This window comes from Paracoccus zeaxanthinifaciens ATCC 21588, assembly GCF_000420145.1.
GTDB lineage: Bacteria > Pseudomonadota > Alphaproteobacteria > Rhodobacterales > Rhodobacteraceae > Paracoccus > Paracoccus zeaxanthinifaciens.
Genome location: NZ_ATUJ01000001.1, coordinates 190,913 through 209,624, shown reverse-complemented (window position 1 = coordinate 209,624; position 18,712 = coordinate 190,913). Strand labels below are relative to the sequence as shown.

The window sequence follows — 18,712 nt, the reverse complement described above, 5'->3', positions numbered from 1 at the left end:
GTATTCATGCAGGTGCAATGTCGAAGCTTCCCGAATTCCTTCCGCCACGCGCGCGCATCGCGGTCCTGACGACCGAACCGGTGGGGGTGCTGGATTACCTTGCCCCGGACGAAGGCGTGCGCGTGGGCGCGCTGGTCCTCGTGCCGCTCGGGCCGCGCCGGACGCTCGGGGTGGTGTGGGGGCCGGGCATGGGCGATTTCGACCTGGCCAAGCTGCGGCAGGTCGTGCGGGTGCTGGACGCCCGGCCCTTCGATCCGGGGTTCCTGGAATTCCTGACCCGCGCCGCCGATTACACCCTGACACCGCCGCCCCTGATGCTGCGCATGGCGACGCGCGCGCCCGATCTGGACCAGCCCCCCGCCGCGCGGCGCGTGATCGTGCCGGGCGATGCGCAGCCGCAGCGCATGACCGAGGCCCGAACCCGCGTGATGCAGGTCGTCGCCGATCACGGCGGGGCCAGCTTCGCGCCGTCCGAACTGGCGCAGTTGGCGGGCGTGGGCACGTCGGTGGTCAAGGGGCTGGTGGCCCAGGGCGCGCTTGCGGAAATCGAGGCCCCGCGCGATCTGCCCTATCCGCGGCTGGACCCCGACCTTCCGGGCAAGGAACTGGGCGCCGACCAGCAGGTCGCGGCGGACGATCTCTGCGCCCGCATCCGGGCGGGCGGATACGGCACGACCCTGCTGCGCGGCGTCACCGGGTCCGGCAAGACCGAGGTCTATCTCGAGGCCGTGGCCGAGACCCTGCGCGCCGGTCGGCAGGCGCTGGTCCTGCTGCCCGAGATCGCGCTGTCGTCCGAATTCCTCGACCGGGTCGAGGCCCGCTTCGGCGCGCGCCCCGGCGAATGGCACAGCGGCATCACCCGCACCGAACGCAGGCGCCTGTGGCACATGGCCGGCCGAGGAGAGGTCGGGCTGGTCGTCGGCGCCAGATCGGCGCTGTTCCTGCCCTTCCGCGACCTTGGCCTGATCGTCGTCGACGAGGAGCATGACGGCAGCTACAAGCAGGAGGATGTCGTCTTCTACAGCGCCCGCGACATGGCGGTGCTGCGCGCCTCCATGAACAAGGCGCAGGTGGTGCTGGCCTCGGCGACGCCCAGCCTGGAAAGCTGGGTGAACGCGGGGGCGGGCAAATACGCCCGGCTGGACCTGCGGTCGCGATACGGCGCGGCCGAGCTGCCCGACATGGCCGCGATCGACCTGCGCTCCGAGGCGATGGAGCAGGGGCGCTGGATCTCGCCCACGCTTGCCCGCGCGGTCGAGGAGCGGCTGGCCAAGGGGGAACAGTCGCTGCTGTTCCTCAACCGGCGCGGCTTCGCGCCCGTCACCGTCTGCCGTGCCTGCGGCGAACAGATCGGCTGCCACCAATGCGATGCGCGCATGGTGGAACACCGCTTCCAGAACCGCCTCGTCTGCCACCAATGCGGCGAAACCCGCCCCATCCCCCCCGCATGCCCGTCTTGCGGGGTCGAGGGCAAGCTGGCCCCCGTCGGCCCCGGCGTGGAACGCATCGCCGAAGAGGTCGCCGCCCGCTTTCCCGATGCGCGGGCGGAGATCCTGTCCTCGGACCTGTTCCAGTCGGCCCGCGCGCTGAAGGAAAGCATCGCGCGCATCTCGGACGGGGCCGCCGACATCATCATCGGCACGCAGATCGTGGCCAAGGGGCACAATTTCCCGAAGCTGACGCTGGTCGGCGTGATCGACGCGGATCTGGGGCTGCAGGGGGCCGACCTGCGCGCGGCGGAACGCAGCTTCCAGCTGATGCGCCAGGTCGCGGGCCGTGCGGGACGGCAATCGGGGGCCGCGCCGGGGGTGGCGCTGCTGCAGACCCACCAGCCCGATCACGCGGTGATCCGCGCGATCCTGTCGGGTCAGGACGAGACGTTCTGGGATGCCGAGGCCGCGGGCCGCCAGGCGGCGGGCATGCCGCCCTTCGCAAGGCTGGCCGGGATCATCCTGTCCCATCCCGACCAGGCGGCGGTCGCGGATTTCGCGCGGCACCTGGCGGAACGCGCGCTGCCTTTGGGGCAGATCGGCGCCGATCTGTGGGGGCCCGCGCCCGCGCCCATCGCCCGCGTGCGGGGCCGGTTCCGCATGCGCATGCTGATCCGCGCGCCGCGACAGGCCCCGTTGCAGCAGGCCATCGCGGATTGGCTGGAGGGGATCAAGCTGCCCACGAACATGCGCCTTTCGGTCGATATCGACCCGCAAAGCTTCCTGTGACGCTTTCTGTTAGGGATCAGTTCCGCAGGACGATGCAGCGCCCGCCGAGGCGCTTGAACTGGGTGCAGAAGCGCGCGGCCTCGGCCCGGCTGCCATAGCCCACCTGCGCGGTATAGACCGCGCGCGGCATCCCGTTCAGGCGCTTGCGGACATATCCGACCTGCGCGCCGTTCAGGATCGGACGCAGCGTGCGGTTCAGCCGCGCGACTTGCTGCGCCGCGCCTGCCTGGCTGGGATGGCTGGCCACGATCACGCCCCAGGGCATGACCGGCGGCTGGGTCGAGAATTCGCGCAGGCTGCGGTTCCCGGCCATCTCCTCGCAGGCGGGGCGGAAGGCCGTGTCCTCGGCCAGGGCCAGCTTCAGTTCATCCGCGCCGGGCGGGTTGTCGCGCCAGCGATGGGCGCTGAAGCCGGTGATGGCCTCGACGTAATCGACGGTCTCGTAGGGCAGGGTCGTCTGCTGCGCGCGGAACCGGGCGGCGCGGTTCTCGCCGCCGTTATAGGCGACGGCGGCCATGCCGATATTGCCGAAGCGGTCTGACAGCTGGGCCAGGTACCACGCGGCCTTGCGGATCGCCTGCGCGGGGTTGAACGGGTCGTCCAGCCAGTACAGGTCCGCCGTCCCCGGCATGAACTGCGCGATGCCAAGCGCACCGGCGGGGCTGACGGCGGACGGCTCGAACCGGCTTTCCTTCCACAGAAGGCGCGCAAGGAAGGCGGGGTCGAGGTCCTGCTCGGTCGCGCTGCGTTCGATCAGCTTGCAGACATCCGCGACATAGTGGTCCTTGCGGATGCAGTCGCGCCCGTCCGCCGAACAGCGGATATCGTCGGATTGCGGGGGCGGGCGGCGACCCGCCACCGCGTCGATCGCGGGATAGGACAGCGCGGGCTGGGCGGCCATCAGCGTAGCGAATGCCAGCGCGGCCACCCGGCGGATCGTCCGAATTGCGTTCATCTGATCGCGCCTTCCGTCCCCTTGCGCCCGGTCAGGCGTCCTTCTTCTTTTTCTTCTTGCGCGGCTTGTCGGCATCGCCGCCCAGGACGGCTGCCGCAGCGGCCAGCGCCTCGGCCGCCTTCGCCTCGGCTGCGGCGGCGAGTTCACGGGCCTCGGCCGCCAGTTCCTCGGCGCTGTTCGACTTGCGCTCGGCCTTGCGGGCGGCCTTGTTCTCGGCCTTGCGGGCCGCCTTGGCGGCGTCCTTCTCGGCCTGGTTGGCGGCCTTGCGGGCGGCGCGGCGTTCCTCGCGGGCGGCGTCCTTCTCGGCCTGCTTCTGTGCCTGACGCTCGGCCCGACGGGCTTCGCGGGCGATGTTCTTCTCGGCTTCCTTCGCCGCTTCCTTCTCGGCCTTGCGGGCTGCCTGGCGTGCCTGCTTCTCGGCTTCGGTGGTCTGCATCGCGTCTGTTCCTGTATCGGCCTTGGTTGTGGTTTCCGGCGCATGCCCCGGCAAGCTTGCCGGCTTCGAGGGCGGGCGCGGGATCCGGTGCGGTTCCGTCCGCTGGTCGGTCTTGCGCGGCTTGGCGGGCTTGCGACCATTGGCGGGGCGCGCCTTAAGGGTCTTGGCGCTGCGGGGGGCGGGGGCCGCGACGGGCGCGGCTGCGGCTGCGCCGCGCTTGCGGCGCTCGGCCTCGGCGCGGCGACCGGCGGCGCGCAGCAGGCTGGCGGGGCTGGCCCCGGTGTCCGCGACCTCGTCGGATGCGGTCAGGCGGGCCTTCTCGATCGCGGCGATCAGCTGGCGCAGTCGCGTGGCGCTCAGCTTGCTTAGCCGGGGCTGGCGGCTCTCCTCGGCCAGCGCAAGCTGGTCGGGCGTCAGCAGTTCGCGTTCCTGCTTGGCATAGTTCGGCATCGAAGCACCCTTACAGCGGACAGCGACGTTCTGGCAGCAGAATGGCGCGGTTTCCAGCGCTTTTGCAAACGGAAAGGGGGCCGGATCGCTCCGGCCCCCATGGGTGCGTCAGGTTCGTGCGCGGGCGATCAATAGCCCGGCACCGCGCTTTCTACGGGCGAGACGAAGCTGGCTTCGGTCGCGAAGGGGTCGGTGACCGTGGTGGTCTGCGCGGGTTGGCCGAAGCCCGAATAGGGGTCGTTCGGCAGGCTGGCGGCGGTCGTCGCGGCGGCGACCTGCGTGGGCGCAGGGGCCTGGGCGACAGGCTCGGCCCCGGCCGCGACCGCGGTCGAGACGGCGCCCGCAGCCGCCGGATCGGCGGCCTGCTGCAGCTCGGCTGCCGGCACGACATAGCCTTCCGGCGTCTCGACCAGGCGGCCTTCCATGCGCAGGCTGTCCGAGGGCGAGCGCACGATCACCTCGGTCCCGGTCGGCACGCTTTCGAACAGGTCGATGACGTCCTGGTTGAACAGGCGGATGCAGCCTGCCGAGGTCGCCTTGCCGATCGAGCTGGGATCCATCGTGCCGTGGATGCGGTAATAGGTGTCGCGGCTGCCCTGATAGAGATAGAGCGCGCGCGACCCGAGCGGGTTGTTCGGGCCGCCCTGCAGGCCGCCGGCGAACTGGCCGTACAGCTCGGGCTGGGTGCGGAGCATGTTGTCGGTCGGGCGCCAGCTGGGCCATGCCGCCTTGCGGGCGATGGTCGCGCGACCCTCGAAGCCGGTGCCGGCACGGCCCACGGCCACGCCGTAACGCATCGCCTGACCGCCTTCCTGGACGTGGTACAGCACGCGCGCATAGGGATCGACGACGATCGTGCCTGCCGGTTCCGACCCGTTATAGGGGACCAGCTGGCGGCGGTTGCGTTCGGTCAGGTATGCGGCGCGGACGGCCGGGATCTCGATCGTGCCGCCGTTCGGGCCGGCATCGGTGCGGGCGCGGTAGATGTCGGGGATCGTGGTCGGCTGTTGCACGGCGGGGGCGGTGGCCTGTTCGGTCGGCGCGCAGGCCGCCAGCCCAAGGGCAACCGCCGCGAAGAGGGGAGCGAGGCGCATCTTGTCACATTCCTTGTTCATCTTCGGACCGGCCTGAGGCGGCGCGAACCGAGGCAGCATTTCGTCTGTCGCACGCCGGTCCCGAAGGGTCCGTGCGCGATTCGTACCTGATTGCATGAGGCCTGTCGGCGCGCGGCGTCAAGGCTTAGCGGCGGATCGCCGAGATATCGCCCCGCCCCGCGCCGCTCATGTGGCATGGGCGCTTCAACGCCATCAACTTTCCGCGTCGATGGAACAACTTGGCGTGTGTTTCGGTTTCATGGCAATCGCGCGAATGTGCCGTCTTGCGGCATCTTCGTGCCGGAAATGCCCTGTTGCGTGGCACGTCGCGTTGCACGTGGCCGCGGGCGGGCCTAGCGTGGCCCCGCAGGGCGCAAGGGACGGGGACGGCTGGACGTGACACAGGGCAGGACGAACCGCCGCGAGGGGGCGCTCGCGCCCTTCGGCTATCCCGATTTCCGCAGGTTGTGGGCCGCGACGCTGGTGTCGAATTTCGGCGGCCTCGTGCAGGCGGTGGGTGCGGCCTGGCTGATGACGCAGCTGACCGACAGCGCGACGCTGATCGCGCTGGTGCAGGCGTCGAACACCCTGCCGATCATGCTGCTGGCCCTGGCCTCGGGCGCGCTGGCCGACATCTTCGACCGCAAGACCCTGCTGATCGGGGCGCTGTGCTTCATGTCGGTGATGTCGCTTCTGCTGGCGGGTGCGGCCTTCGCGGGCTGGCTGACGCCGTGGATGCTGCTGGCCTTCACCTTCCTGCTGGGGGCGGGGCAGGCGGTCTACAACCCGCCCTGGCAGGCCAGCATGGGCGACCTGGTGGAACGGCGCGACCTGCCCGCGGCGGTCAGCCTGAACTCGGTCGGGTTCAACATGATGCGCAGCGTGGGGCCCGCCGCGGGTGGCCTGATCGTCGCGGCCTTCGGTGCGGCTGCGGCCTTCGCGGTCAACGCGCTCAGCTATCTGCCGCTGATGGGGGCCATGGCGCGCTGGCGCCCCCGGATCGCGCCCCGCACGACCACCCCCGAGCCCTTCCTGCCCGCGATCGGCGCGGGCCTGCGCTATGTCGCGCTGTCGCCGAACCTGATGCGGGTGATCCTGCGCGGCGCGCTGTTCGGCTTTGCCGCCATCGCCGTGCTGGCCCTGCTGCCGCTGGTTGCCAAGAGCCACCCCGAGGGGGGATCGTTCCTCTTCGGGTTGCTGCTGGGCTGCTATGGCATCGGCGCGATCGCGGGGGCGCTGCTGAACCCGCGCATCCGCGCCCGCTTCGACAACGAGCAGGTCGTGCGGCTGGCCTTCACGGGGTTCGCCGTCGCGGCGCTGGCCCTGGGGCTGACCGATATCGTCTGGCTGCAGGCGCTGGCCCTGCTGCCTGCGGGCGCGTCCTGGGTGATGGCGCTGTCACTGTTCAACGTGACGGTGCAGCTGTCGACGCCGCGTTGGGTCGTGGCGCGGGCGCTCGCGCTCTATCAGACGGCGACGTTCGGGGGGATGGCCGCGGGGTCATGGGCCTGGGGCGGGGTCGCGGGGCAGCACGGGCTGGACCGCGCGCTGATCGCGGCGGGGCTGCTGCTGCTGTTCGGCGCGGCGATCGGCGCCTGGCTGCGCGCGCCGGAATTCGGCACGGCCGATCTGGACCCGGTGAACCGCTTTCGCGAACCGGCGCTGCGGCTGGACCTGAGGGGGCGCTCGGGCCCGATCATGGTCATGGTGGACTATCAGATCGACCAGGGCGACGTCCCCGAGTTCCTGCGCCTGATGCGTCAGCGCCGCGCGATCCGCCGCCGCGACGGGGCGCGCAACTGGGCGCTGCTGCGCGATCTGGAACATCCCGACCGCTGGAGCGAGAGCTATCACATCGCGACCTGGGACGAATATGTCCGCCACAACCTGCGCCGCACGAAATCCGACGCCGAGGTGACGACCGCCCTGCACGCGCTTCACCGGGGCGAGGGCGATCCCGCCGTCCACCGCATGATCGAGCGCCACAACGTCACCCCGCAGGACGACGTGCCGCTGGTCGGCAAGATCGAGGTGCCGTGACGGCCTAGTCCCAGGGCGCGACCTCGTCCCCGAGAGATCGCCCGAAGACGTTCTCGCGGTGCCAGCGCAGGTTCTCGGGATGCGGGCAGTCCCTCGGGTCGTCCGGCGCGATCAGTCTGCCGCCCGGAGCGATCAGGCGTCCGACCACGTCGCCGGGCACCTTGTTGTGCGATATCAGGATGGTGCTGTTGTCGTCGGCGACCGAGATCAGGCCCCGGTCGAACATCCAGTGAAGGGTCCCTGACAAGGCAAGCCCGTTCCGCACGGAATCGCTGCCCTGATGTTCCACGGGACGGATATGGGCGGCCTGAACCTCGGGGCGGCCGCCGCCATTTCGCAGCCGCAGGCCCGACATCGCGCAGCGATAGCCATATGCCTCGCGCACCTTCCGGCGGAAGGCCGCGTCGCGATAGGGGCGGCGGGTCAGGCGCTCCAGCACGGGACGTTCGAACAGGGCCGCGCCCTCGTCCAGCTGCGGGGCCGCGGGGTCATAGCGGGTGGCCTCGATCCGTTCCAGGTCCTGCGGCAGGCCAAGATTGACGATACGGGCGAATTCGCGGTCGGGCAGGCGGCGCACGGCGGATTGCACGATGCCGCCGCTGCGGGGTGTGCCGTCGGGATGGGTCAGCGCCGATTCCAGCGGGCTGCCGTCCCGAAGGCGGGGGACATCGTCTACGAAGCGTAGGAAACTGTCCGGTGCGATCCGTGCCAGATACCTGCCGGGGGCGCGGGGATTGGGCACGACCTCTTCGATGCGTGCTACGGCATGATAGCCGCGCGGCCCGGCCTTGACCGGTTCGTAATAGACGATCCAGTCGCCCACGGCCTCGGTCACGGCCTTCAAATATCTATATGGGAAATCGTATTCACATCGGGGACGTCGTCATAGATTGAGTCGGCCTTGTGCATCAGAACCAGTTTAACCATGCGCCCAGGAAACCCCGGGCGCCGGAAAATGCAAGCGCGATCCCCCTAGATCTTGTCGCGCCAGCGGTTCACCAGGGGATAGCGGCGGTCCAGCCAGAAGGCGCGGGTCGAGATGCGGGGACCGGGCGCGGCCTGGTACCGCTTCCATTCGCTGATATACAGCAGCTTCTCGACGCGCCGGACGGTTTCCTCGTCGAAGCCCTGCGCCACGAGGTCCGCCAGCGCCAGGTCCTTCTCGACCAGCCCCTCGAGGATCGCGTCCAGCACCTCGTAGGGGGGCAGGCTGTCCTCGTCCTTCTGGTCGGGGCGCAGCTCGGCCGAGGGGGGCTTCGAGATGATGCGCGGGGGGATCACCTCGCCCGGATTGCCCATCATCCAGTCGCGGTGATTGGCGTTGCGCCAGCGGCAGGTCTCGAAGACGCGGGTCTTGTAGAGATCCTTGATCGGGTTGTAGCCGCCCGCCATGTCGCCATAGATCGTGGCATAGCCGACCGCGACCTCGGACTTGTTGCCGGTGGTCAGCAGCATCTCGTTGAACTTGTTGGAAATCGCCATCAGCATCACGCCGCGCAGGCGGGACTGGATGTTTTCTTCCGTGACATCGGGCTGCGTGCCCTCCATCAGGTGGGCCAGCGCGCCGCCGACCGCATCGCGCGCGCCGTCGATGCGCACCGTGTCCAGCCGCGCGCCGATCCGCGTCGCGCAATCGGCGGCATCGTCCAGGCTGGTCTGCGAAGTGTATTCCGAGGGCAGCATCACGCAGCGCACGTTTTCCGGCCCGATCGCGTCGGCGGCGATGGTGGCGACCAGCGCGCTGTCGATCCCCCCCGACATGCCCAGCAGCACCTTGCGGAAGCCCGACTTGCGCAGATAGTCGCGCAGGCCCAGCATCATCGCGTGGTAATCCTGCTCCCATGCGTCGGGCTGGGGTGCCATCGGGCCGGGCTCGGCCTGCCAGCCGTCGGGCCCGCGCGTGAAATCGACATGGGCGATCGCTTCCTCGAAGGCGGGCAGCTGGACGACCTTCCGCCCGCCGGGGTTCAGCACGAAGCTGGCCCCGTCATAGATCTGGTCGTCCTGACCGCCCACCATGTTCACATAGGCCAGCGGCAGGCCGGTCTCGACCACGCGGCCGACCATGTGGCCCATGCGCAGGTCCAGCTTCTCGCGGTGATAGGGGCTGCCGTTCGGCACGACCAGGATCTCGGCCCCGGTCTCGGCCAGCGTCTCGGCCACGTCGGGATACCAGCTGTCCTCGCAGATGGGGCTGCCGATGCGGGCGGACCCGACGGCATAGGGGCCGCTGATCGGGCCGGACTGGAACAGGCGCAGCTCGTCGAACAGCTGCTGGAACGGCAGGTGGTGCTTCAGCACCCGCGCGACCAGCCTGCCGTCGCGGAACACCCAGTAGGCGTTATAGAGCTTGCCGTCCTCGGCCCAGGGGGCGCCGATGCCGATGGCCGGGCCGTCGGTCAGTTCCGCCCCGAGGGCCATCACGGCCTCGATCGCCTGCGCGGTGAAGGCGGGCTTCAGCACCAGATCCTGCGTCTGGTAGCCGGTGATGAACATCTCGGGCAGGGCCAGCATGTCGGCGCCCGCGTCGCGCGCGGTCCGCCATGCCTGCCGCGCCTTCTCGGCATTGCCGGGCAGGTCGCCCACGGTTGCGTTCAGCTGGCCGATGGTCAGGCGGAAACGTTCGGTCATGGTGTCGTCCTTCGTGCGGGCCCCTGCGGGTCATCCAACGACATAGGTGATCGGACCCCAAAGGAAAAGTCGGGCTTTGCCCCTGCAGGGCGATGGGTTAAACCCGAAGCCAAACGACTTGAGGGCAGAGGCATGAAGCGGGCAACTCGGGCGCAGACGGCCCTTGGCGCGATCGCGCTGGCGGGGATGGCATGGACCGCCCCCGTGGCGGCGCAGGTCATCACCAAGCAATACGACGATGGCGGCGTCTACGAAGGGACGTTCCGCAACGGCGTGCAGCACGGGCAGGGCAGCTACGAGCTGCCGAACGGCTATCGCTATGACGGCGACTGGGTCGAGGGCCAGATCATGGGCCAGGGCCGGGCCGAGTTTCCGAACGGGTCCGTCTATGAAGGCCAGTTCGCCGCGGGCAAGCCCGACGGGCAGGGCAAGATCACCTATGCCGATGGCGGCACCTACGAGGGCGACTGGGTCGCGGGCGAGATCACGGGCCAGGGCATCGCGAACTACGCCAACGGGTCGGTCTATGACGGGCAGTTCGCGCGCGGGCTGCACCAGGGCAAGGGCGTGCTGACCCAGCCCAACGGATACCGCTATGAAGGCGACTGGAATTCCGGCGTGAAGGAGGGGCAGGGCAAGATCACCTATCCCGACGGATCGACCTATGAAGGCGGCATGATGGCCGGGCAGCGCGCGGGCCGCGGCAAGCTGACGATGACCGACGGGCTGACCTATGACGGGGTCTGGGCCGCGGGGCAGATGTCGGGGCGCGGCGTGCTGGTCCAGCCTTCGGGCGACCGCTACGAGGGCGAATTGCGCGGCGGGCGCAGGCAGGGCGCGGGTGTCGCGACCTATGCCAATGGCGATGTCTATGACGGCCAGTTCAAGGACGACCGCCGCCACGGCGAGGGCGTCTTCACCGGCGCCGACGGCTATGTCTATGAAGGCCAGTGGGTCGAGGGCCGGATGGAGGGGCGCGGCACGATCACCTATCCCGACGGGTCGATCTATGCGGGGCAGATGCGCGCCGACCGCCCCGACGGGACGGGCAAGATCACCTATGCCGACGGTTCCACCTATGAAGGCCAGTGGTCCGAGGGCGTGATCGAGGGCGACGGCAAGGCCAGCTATGCCAACGGCATGGTCTACGAGGGCGGCTTCCGCAATGCCCGCAACGAGGGGCAGGGCCGCATGTCCTATCCCGACGGCTATGTCTATTCCGGCGCGTGGAAGGACGGGCAGCGTCACGGCGAAGGTCAGGCGACCTATCCCGACGGGACCGTCTATACCGGCGGCTTCGTCGATGGCCTGCGCGAGGGGCAGGGCCGCCTGACCACGCCCGACGGCTTCGTCTATGAGGGCGGCTGGAAGGGCGGAGAGATCGACGGCAGCGGTGTCGCGACCTATGCCAATGGCGATGTCTACGAGGGGACCTTCTCGGGGGGGAAACGCCAGGGGCAGGGCGTCATGCGATATGCCACCGGCCAGGTCGCCGCCGGCACGTGGGAGGACAACCGCCTGATCGAGGCCGACGAGGGCGCGGCGGATGCCGAGGGCACGCCCGATCCCGATCTTGCCGCCCCCGACCTGCCCGACGACGCCGCGCCATGATCGCATTCCGCAAGGCACGGGCCGGGGATCTGCCCCGCCTGGTCGAGATGCTGGGCGACGATGTCCTGGGCGCGACCCGCGAGGGTGCCGACATGGCCGCCTACCGGGCGGCCTTCGACCGCATCGACGCCGATCCGAACCAGCTGCTGGTCGTGGCCGAAACGGATGGCCGCGTCGTCGGCCAGTTGCAGCTGAGCTTCATCCCCGGCCTGTCGCTGCAGGGCACGACGCGTGGCCAGATCGAGGCCGTGCGCGTCGCCTCGGACATGCGCGGGGCGGGCATCGGCGGGCAGATGATCGAATGGGCCATCGCGTGCTGCCGCGAACGCGGCTGCGGGCTGGTGCAGCTGACGACCAACCGCCAGCGCACCGACAGCCAGCGCTTCTACGAGGGGCTGGGGTTCCAGCCCTCTCATGTGGGTTACAAGCTGTCCCTCGACTGATCGTCGCTGCCGAACAGCCCGGCAAGGCCGCGACTGACGAGGTTGCCGACCTTCGGGCGCGGCTGCGCGATGAAGGGCAGCGGGCGGCAGACCTCCATCGCGGCGATGCCGACGCGGGCGGTCAGGGCGCCGTTCACCAACCCCTCGCCAAAGCGGCGCGACAGCTTTGCAAGGACGCCCCCGCCCGCGACGGTCTGGATCAGGTCGTCGCCCGCCGCGACCGCGCCGGTCGCGATCAGGTGGGTCATCACCGTTCGGGCCAGCCGCCAGCCGCCGATCGTGCCTGCGCGCCCGCCATAGATCTCGGCCATGCGGCGGATCATGCGCAGGTTCGCGGCCAGCGCGGCCGCGACATCGGCCAGCGCCAAGGGCACCAGCGCGGTGGTGGCCGCGACGGTGCGGGCGGCGGCCTCGATTTCCCGGCGGGCCAGCTGGTCGAGGCCCGCCAGAAGCTCGGCCTCGGCATGGGTCAGGACGGTTTCGGCATCGAACCCCTCGTCATGGCGTTCGGCCAGACGCTCGCGCTGCCACTGCATCTCGGGGCGGTCGGCATAGAGCGACAGCAGGCCGCGCGTCACGACCTTCGCGCCCGCCAGATCCTCGTCCGCAAGCGCGGCGCCCGCCTGCCGCTGCAACCCGTCGATCCTGGCCAGCCGCCGGAAGGCCCGCCATTCGCGGAACGCAAGGCCAAGCGCGGCCAGGGTGAAGGTCGCGAATAGCGCCACGGCGATCCAGCCCAGCAGGGGATATCGCGTCAGCAGCCCGTCGATGAATTCCAGCGCGGCCACGCCCAGCAGGAAGGTCAGAAGCGCCGCGCCCGCATTGACGAACAGTCGCGTCAGGCGGGACGGGGGGCGCCCGACCAGCCGGGTCACCATCTCCATCGTGCGGGGGCGGGGAAGGGGGCTGTCATCTGCGTCGATGCGCGGCGCGTCGGCGGGGTTCGCGGGGCCGTCCTCCAGCTCGATCAGGACGGGGCCGCGCGGGCGCTTGGGCGTGTCGGTCGTCACAGGCGGTCTCCGATCAGGAATTCGGCGGCGCGGTCCAGCCGGACATGGGGCGGCCCGTCGCCCGGACGCGCGGTGCCCGGCGCGGGGGCGAAGTTCATGATGGCATAGTCGTCATCCAGCCATGCCGTCGCGCCCTGACGCGCGGGATGCAGCAACTGCCCCGGATCGGCGGGCAGATCGCCCGCGTGGAAGGCCGCCTGCCGCCCGTCCAGCAGCCGCCCGCGCACGGCGGGCAGATCCTCGCCCTGATGGGCGATCATCTCCTCGGTGGTGGCGCGAAGGGCGGCGATGGCCATGGCCTCGGTCCGGGCGCCCTGGAAATCGGCGCGGTCGCGGGCCTCGCGCAGCATGGCGGTCAGGATCGCGGTCAGGCGCGGATGCTGGACGTGGTGCAGGTGATCGGCCTTGGTCGCGGCGAACAGGATGCGTTCCACGCGCCGCGTGCCCAGGATCTGCGCCAGCCAGCCCGCGCGGCCGGGGCGGAAGGCGGTCAGGATGTCGGCCATCGCGCGGCGCGTATCCTCGACCGCCTGCGGGCCCTGGTGGATCGCGCCCAACACGTCGACCAGCACCACCTGCCGGTCGATCCGCGAGAAGTGGTCCCGGAAGAAGGGCCGCACCACGCGGGACTTGTAGGATTCGAAGCGGCGGCGGAATTCGCGGCCCAGCTTGCCGTCCAGCAGATGCGGGGGCAGCGGCGCGAAGGTCAGCGCGGGGGATCCTTCAAGCTCGCCCGGGATCAGGAAGCGCCCCGGCGTGCAATCGGCCCAGCCTGCCTCGCGCGCGGCGATCAGATGCGCGGTATAGAGATCGGCCAGCCCCTGCGCGCGGGGTTCGGCAAAGGGCGCGCCCGCATCCTCGGCCCCGATGGCGGCCAGGAAGGCCTGCGCGCCGGGGCGGTTCGGCAGACGCTCCAGCACCTCGGCGGACCATTGCGCGAAATCGCGTTCCATCAGGCGCAGGTCCAGCAGCCATTCCCCGGGATAATCCACGATGTCCAGATGCAGGTTGCGCGGCCCGCGCAGCCCCGACAGCAGCCCCGAGGGTTCCAGTCGCAGCGACAGGCGCAGCTGGCTGACATGGCGCGTCCCCTCGGGCCAGCGCGGCTGGGGTCCGGTCAGCGCGGCCAGGTGGCGTTCATAGTCGAAGCGCGGGATCGTGTCGTCCGGCTGGGGTTGCAGCCAGACGGCCTTCAGCCGCCCGTCGGCCGCCGCCCGCAGCGCATGCATCCGCCCACGCTCCAGAAGGTTCGCGACCAGCGAGGTGATGAATACCGTCTTGCCCGCGCGCGACAATCCCGTCACGCCCAGCCGCAGGACCGGATCGCCCAGACCCAAGCCCTCGATCACGTCGCTGCCGATGCCCATGCCTGCCCTTTTCGTTCTGCCTTTTCCAGATAATAGGTACGCGCCGCCGGTATTGATAGGGCGGGGGTGATTGCAAGCCGCGCGGCAGGGGCGCTATCACGCGGCGATGACCGCACGGCTGCCCATCGACGACGCCCTTCCCGCGCTTCTGGACGCGATGACCACGCATGGCCGGGCCGTGCTGACCGCGCCGCCGGGGGCGGGCAAGACCACGCGCGTGCCGCTGGCGCTGATGGACCGCGTGCGGGGCCGCATCCTGATGCTGGAGCCACGCCGCCTTGCCGCACGCGCCGCAGCCGAGCGCATGGCCGAGACATTGGGCGAACCCGTCGGGCGCAGCGTCGGTTTCCGCATCCGCGGCGAATCCGTGCCCGGCACCCGGATCGAGGTCGTGACCGAGGGCATCCTGACCCGCATGATCCAGTCCGATCCCGAATTGCAGGGCATCGGCTGCGTCATCTTCGACGAATTCCACGAACGCAGCCTGAACGCGGATCTGGGCCTCGCCCTCGTCTGGGAGGCACGCGGCGCGCTGCGCGACGATTTGGCCGTGCTGGTGATGTCGGCCACGCTGGATGCCGGTCCCGTGGCCGCGCTGCTGGACGATGCGCCCATCGTCGCCTCGGACGGGCGCAGCTTCCCGGTCGAGACGCGCTGGCTGGACCGCCCGCTGCCCGCCGCGGCGCGGCCACTGGACCAGATGGCCGCCCTGATCGCCCGCGCCGCATCCGAGACGGGCGAGACCGGCGGCACCATCCTGGCCTTCCTTCCCGGAGAGGGAGAGATCAGGCGCGTCGCGGCCCAGCTGGACGGGCAGGGGCTGGAGATCGCGCCCCTGTTCGGCGCGTTGGACCACAAGGCGCAGCGGGGTGCGCTGGCCCCGCCGGGGGACCGGCGCAAGCTGGTGCTGGCGACCTCGATCGCGGAAACCTCGCTGACGATACCGGGGGTGCGGGTCGTGGTGGACATGGGCCGCGCAAGGCGGGCGCGCTTCGATCCGGGCAGCGGCATGTCGCGGCTGGTCACCGAACGCGCCAGCCGTGCCGAGGCCGAGCAGCGGCGCGGTCGCGCGGGCCGCGTGGCGCCCGGCATCTGCTATCGCATGTGGGCGCGGACCGAGGAGGGTGGCTTCCCCGCCTTCGCCCCGCCCGAGATCGAGGTCGCGGACCTGACCGGCCTTGCGCTGGAACTGGCCGCATGGGGCGCCGCGCCCGGCGACCTGGCATTCCTGACCGCGCCGCCCGAAGGCGCCCTGTCCGAGGCGCAATCCCTGCTGGCGGGGCTGGGGGCGCTGGACGCCGGCGGTCGCATCACGCCCCACGGCAAGGCGCTGGCCCGCCTGCCGCTGCACCCCCGGCTGGCGCATATGCTGCTGATGGCGGGCCCGCAGGCCGCCGATCTGGCCGCGCTGCTGTCCGACCGCGACCCGCTGCGCGGTGCCCCCGCCGACCTTGCACTGCGCATGGCTGCGCTGCGCGATCCCTCGGGGCGTCACCCGTTCGAGGTGAACCGCCAGTCCGTCGCGCGGATCAGGCAGGAATCCACGCGCCTGCGCCGGATGGCGGGCAAGGGCGGGGACGCGCTGTCGATGGGGGCCATCGCATCGCTGGCCTATCCCGACCGGATCGGGCAGCGGCGCAAGGGCGATCAGCCGCGCTATGTCCTGTCGGGCGGCAAGGGCGCGGCGCTTCCCCCCGAGGATCAGACCGGGCGCGCGGCCTTTCTCGTCGCGCTGGACCTCGATGGCGATCAGCGCGAGGCCCGCATCCGCCTGGCCGCCCCCCTGACCGAACCCGAGATCCGCGACCTGCATGGCGACCGGATCGTGGCCGTCGATTTCTGCGAATGGTCCCGCCGCGAGGGGCGCGTGATGGCCCGCAGCCAGGAACGGCTGGGCGCGCTGGTCCTGTCGGATCGCGCCTGGGCCGACGCCCCGGACGACCAGATCGCGCTGGCCGCGCTGGAAGGGGTGCGCCAGGACGGCATCCCCTGGTCGCGCGGCGCGGCCCGCCTGCGCGCCCGCATCGCGCTGGTGCCCGAACTGGGGCCGGTGGACGACGCGGCCCTGCTGGCCGATCCCGAATGGCTGCTGCCCTGGCTGACGCGCATCCGCAATCGCGGCGACATCCGCGCGCTTGACCTGGCCGAGGCGCTGAAGGCCCGTATCGGCTGGGACGGCCAGCAGGCGCTGGACCGTGCCGCGCCCGCGCATTTCACGACCCCCCTGGGGCGCCGCGTGCCCATCGATTACGACGCCGAGGATCCCTCGATCGAGGTGAAGCTGCAGGAGATGTTCGGCGTCACGCGCCATCCGGTCGTCGGCGGCAGGCCCCTGCGGATCGCGCTGCTGTCGCCCGCCGGGCGTCCGGTGCAGGTGACGATGGATCTGCCGGGTTTCTGGGCCAGCAGCTATGGCGATGTCAGGAAGGACATGCGCGGCAGGTATCCCCGCCATCCCTGGCCCGAGGATCCGACCGAGGCCGACCCCACGACCCGCGCCAAGCCGCGCGGGACCTAGTCCACGCCTCGGATCAGCTTGCGGTCCAGCACGCGCAGGACCTGGGCCAGATCGTGCCCGCGCTTCAGGATCTGTCCGTCCATGCCGATCACGGCATAGGCCCCCTGGGCGTTCCGCAGGCGCGGGCGCTTCTCGATCCGGTAGAGCGGGTGTTCCGTCGCGCGGCGAAAGACGCTGAACACCGCGACATCCCTGAGGAACGACATCGCATAGTCGCGCCATTCGCCCGCAGCGACGAAGCGGCCATAGGTGGACAGGATCAGGCCCAGCTCGCGGCGGTCGAAGGTGACGCGATCGGGATCTGCATGAAACGGCGGCGTGGCGTTCATCATGTCGGAATGGTGACAGCGCCGCCGCCGCAAATCAATAGCAGGCGACCTTCTCGATCCGGTCGTTCGGCGCGTATTCGATGTTCAGCCGGTCGGGACGGAAATCCGCCGTCACCGCATCCTCGGGGCCGATGACGCGGGTGCCGAGCGGGAAGTTCATGTTTTCCAGCACCGAGCGCGGCTGGCCGATCAGCCCCTGGTAACCGGCGGCGCCGCAGGCATCCTCGGGTTCGGGGGGTGCCACGGGCTCGCATGCGGCAAGCAGCCCTGCAAGGGGAAGGAGGAGAGCGATCTTCTTCATGCTGTCACCCGCAATCGACGTTGGAGATGTTGCCCGCCTCGTCCAGTCGGAAGACGATGCGGTTGGGGTCGTAGTCCTGCGGCTCGATCCCGCGATATTCGACCACCCGATAGGACCGGTCCAGCCCCAGCGAGGGGATCGTGCTGCCGGGCTGGCCGATCGCGCCGCGATGGGTCTGCGCCTTGCACAGGTCGGGCTTGCGTTCCTCCAGCCCCTCGATGCCGCTGGCGGCGGCGGGGGCCGCGGGCGTCGCCTGCACCGGTGCCGCGACCGGTGCAGCGCCCTGCGCATAGGCCGTCCCGGCATAGGGGTCGCCATAGGCGGGTGCCGCCTGCGCCGGATAGGGCTGATAGCCCTGCGCCTGCTGCTGATCCACCACCGCCTGGGGATAGCTGTCGATGGCCAGGGGTGGCGTGCGCGAGAAGGGTGCCGCACATCCGCCAAGCGCGATCAGCGCCGCCCCGCCCATGAGAACATGGCTGTTCATCTGAAATCTCTTCCTGCCGATACTGCCCTCGGGACGCTTGGATGCGTCCGGCTTATGGCGGGATGATACGATGCGTCGGGGCGTCTGAAAAGACACGGACGATCAGGCTGTCGTGTCCTGGCGGATGCCGTGGACCAGCGTGAACAGCCAGGCGCAGTCGCGGGCGGTCGCGCGGATGCGGCCCTCGTCGGGGACCTGGCCCAGCAGCGCCTGCGGGATGGCATTGCCCAGCAGCATCGCGGCGACGTTCCGCGACGACCGGTCGCTGTCATGTTCGCGGATGCTGCCCTGACTGATCCACAGATCGATCTGCGCGCGGATCGGCTGGACGATGCAGGCCTCGCGCAGGCGCAGATAGTTGCCGACGCAATCGGGGAAGCGGTGGGCCTCGGCGATGGCAAGGCGGTGGAGGCGCAGGCATTCGGGGTCCAGCGCCCAGCTCAGCACGTCGGCCAGCATGTCCGCGAAATGCCCGTCGGGCGGCAGATCGACCGGTTCCAGGTTCATCCGGGGGTCGAACAGTTCGGCCGCACTGGCGCTCATGACCTCGCGGAACATGACCGACTTGTCGGTGAAGTAGGTATAGAGCGTGGCCTTGGAGACCTGTGCCGCGCGGGCAATGTCGTCGACGCTGGCACCTGCGAAGCCGTCCCGAAGGAAGATCGCCGAGGCGCCGCGCCGAACCTGCTCGAACTTGCGACCGCGGGTGATGTCCGGATCTGGCGTCATGAAAATCGTCTTCTTCGTTATATCGCAGGGTTCTATAATCGCTTCCGACCAAATGTCGTTCCCGACCATATTTGTACATTCAAATTTAAGCA

At 70.2% G+C, this 18,712-nt stretch carries 16 protein-coding genes; 5 read left to right on the top strand and 11 right to left on the bottom strand.

The genetic code is table 11. The features are described from left to right. The first annotated feature begins 17 nt into the window (after positions 1–17). Positions 18–2,219 carry a primosomal protein N' gene (locus tag F804_RS0101065; RefSeq protein ID WP_022705891.1) on the top strand — a complete coding sequence of 734 codons (2,202 nt, stop codon included), beginning with the start codon at positions 18–20 and terminating at the stop codon, positions 2,217–2,219. 16 nt (positions 2,220–2,235) lie between these two features. Here the strand turns inward: F804_RS0101065 and F804_RS0101060 are convergent, their stop codons facing one another. The 3 genes from F804_RS0101060 to F804_RS15240 form a co-directional block, all read right to left on the bottom strand. Then, positions 2,236–3,174: a lytic transglycosylase domain-containing protein gene (locus tag F804_RS0101060; protein ID WP_022705890.1), complete on the bottom strand. Its 939-nt coding sequence runs from the start codon at positions 3,172–3,174 to the stop codon at positions 2,236–2,238. 31 nt (positions 3,175–3,205) lie between these two features. Continuing rightward, a complete protein-coding gene (locus F804_RS0101055; RefSeq protein WP_022705889.1) occupies positions 3,206–4,060 on the bottom strand; it encodes a hypothetical protein in 855 nt (284 codons plus the stop codon). Positions 4,061–4,188: 128 nt separating this feature from the next. Beyond that, positions 4,189–5,154: a L,D-transpeptidase gene (locus F804_RS15240; RefSeq protein WP_084686388.1), complete on the bottom strand. Its 966-nt coding sequence runs from the start codon at positions 5,152–5,154 to the stop codon at positions 4,189–4,191. A 396-nt stretch (positions 5,155–5,550) separates the two neighbouring features. Between F804_RS15240 and F804_RS0101045 the strand changes: the two genes are divergently transcribed. Further along, a complete protein-coding gene (locus tag F804_RS0101045) occupies positions 5,551–7,194 on the top strand; it encodes an MFS transporter (RefSeq protein WP_022705887.1) in 1,644 nt (547 codons plus the stop codon). A gap of 4 nt (positions 7,195–7,198) precedes the next feature. On the opposite strand, the gene F804_RS15235 is transcribed toward F804_RS0101045, so the two are convergent. Next, positions 7,199–8,029, bottom strand: coding sequence for an HNH endonuclease (locus F804_RS15235; protein ID WP_245540286.1), 831 nt, complete (start codon positions 8,027–8,029; stop codon positions 7,199–7,201). Positions 8,030–8,166: 137 nt separating this feature from the next. Beyond that, the gene (locus F804_RS0101035; RefSeq protein WP_022705886.1) at positions 8,167–9,825 is read right to left on the bottom strand and encodes an NAD+ synthase; all 1,659 of its coding nucleotides are present in this window, start codon (positions 9,823–9,825) and stop codon (positions 8,167–8,169) included. 132 nt (positions 9,826–9,957) lie between these two features. On the opposite strand from F804_RS0101035, the gene F804_RS0101030 reads away from it, so the two are divergent. After that, a complete protein-coding gene (locus tag F804_RS0101030; protein WP_022705885.1) occupies positions 9,958–11,436 on the top strand; it encodes a 2-isopropylmalate synthase in 1,479 nt (492 codons plus the stop codon). Then, positions 11,433–11,879, top strand: a complete 447-nt coding sequence (locus F804_RS0101025; RefSeq protein ID WP_022705884.1) for a GNAT family N-acetyltransferase — start codon at positions 11,433–11,435, stop codon at positions 11,877–11,879. The genes F804_RS0101030 and F804_RS0101025 overlap by 4 nt, the downstream gene beginning before the upstream one ends. On the opposite strand, the gene F804_RS0101020 is transcribed toward F804_RS0101025, so the two are convergent. Together F804_RS0101020 and F804_RS0101015 are read right to left on the bottom strand one after the other, a co-directional pair. Further along, entirely contained in the window at positions 11,858–12,889 is a 1,032-nt protein-coding gene (locus tag F804_RS0101020) for a YcjF family protein (RefSeq protein WP_022705883.1), read from the bottom strand. The genes F804_RS0101025 and F804_RS0101020 overlap by 22 nt on opposite strands. After that, on the bottom strand, positions 12,886–14,256 hold the full coding sequence (locus F804_RS0101015) for a YcjX family GTP-binding protein (protein WP_022705882.1): 1,371 nt from the start codon (positions 14,254–14,256) through the stop codon (positions 12,886–12,888). Before F804_RS0101015 ends, F804_RS0101020 begins: the two co-directional genes overlap by 4 nt. Before the next feature lie 106 nt (positions 14,257–14,362). Here F804_RS0101015 and hrpB point away from each other — a divergent pair, with 106 nt between their 5' ends. Next, a complete protein-coding gene (hrpB, locus tag F804_RS0101010; RefSeq protein ID WP_022705881.1) occupies positions 14,363–16,774 on the top strand; it encodes an ATP-dependent helicase HrpB in 2,412 nt (803 codons plus the stop codon). On the opposite strand, the gene F804_RS0101005 is transcribed toward hrpB, so the two are convergent. From F804_RS0101005 to F804_RS16800, 4 genes are all read right to left on the bottom strand, one after another. After that, complete coding sequence (locus tag F804_RS0101005) at positions 16,771–17,103, bottom strand: DUF2794 domain-containing protein (protein ID WP_245540285.1); 333 nt, start codon at positions 17,101–17,103, stop codon at positions 16,771–16,773. The genes hrpB and F804_RS0101005 overlap by 4 nt on opposite strands. A gap of 34 nt (positions 17,104–17,137) precedes the next feature. After that, on the bottom strand, positions 17,138–17,347 hold the full coding sequence (locus tag F804_RS0101000; protein ID WP_245540284.1) for an I78 family peptidase inhibitor: 210 nt from the start codon (positions 17,345–17,347) through the stop codon (positions 17,138–17,140). Between the two features lie 61 nt (positions 17,348–17,408). Then, positions 17,409–17,891, bottom strand: a complete 483-nt coding sequence (locus tag F804_RS17480) for a hypothetical protein (protein WP_022705878.1) — start codon at positions 17,889–17,891, stop codon at positions 17,409–17,411. 102 nt (positions 17,892–17,993) lie between these two features. Continuing rightward, the gene (locus F804_RS16800; RefSeq protein ID WP_022705877.1) at positions 17,994–18,620 is read right to left on the bottom strand and encodes a TetR/AcrR family transcriptional regulator; all 627 of its coding nucleotides are present in this window, start codon (positions 18,618–18,620) and stop codon (positions 17,994–17,996) included. Positions 18,621–18,712: the final 92 nt, after the last annotated feature.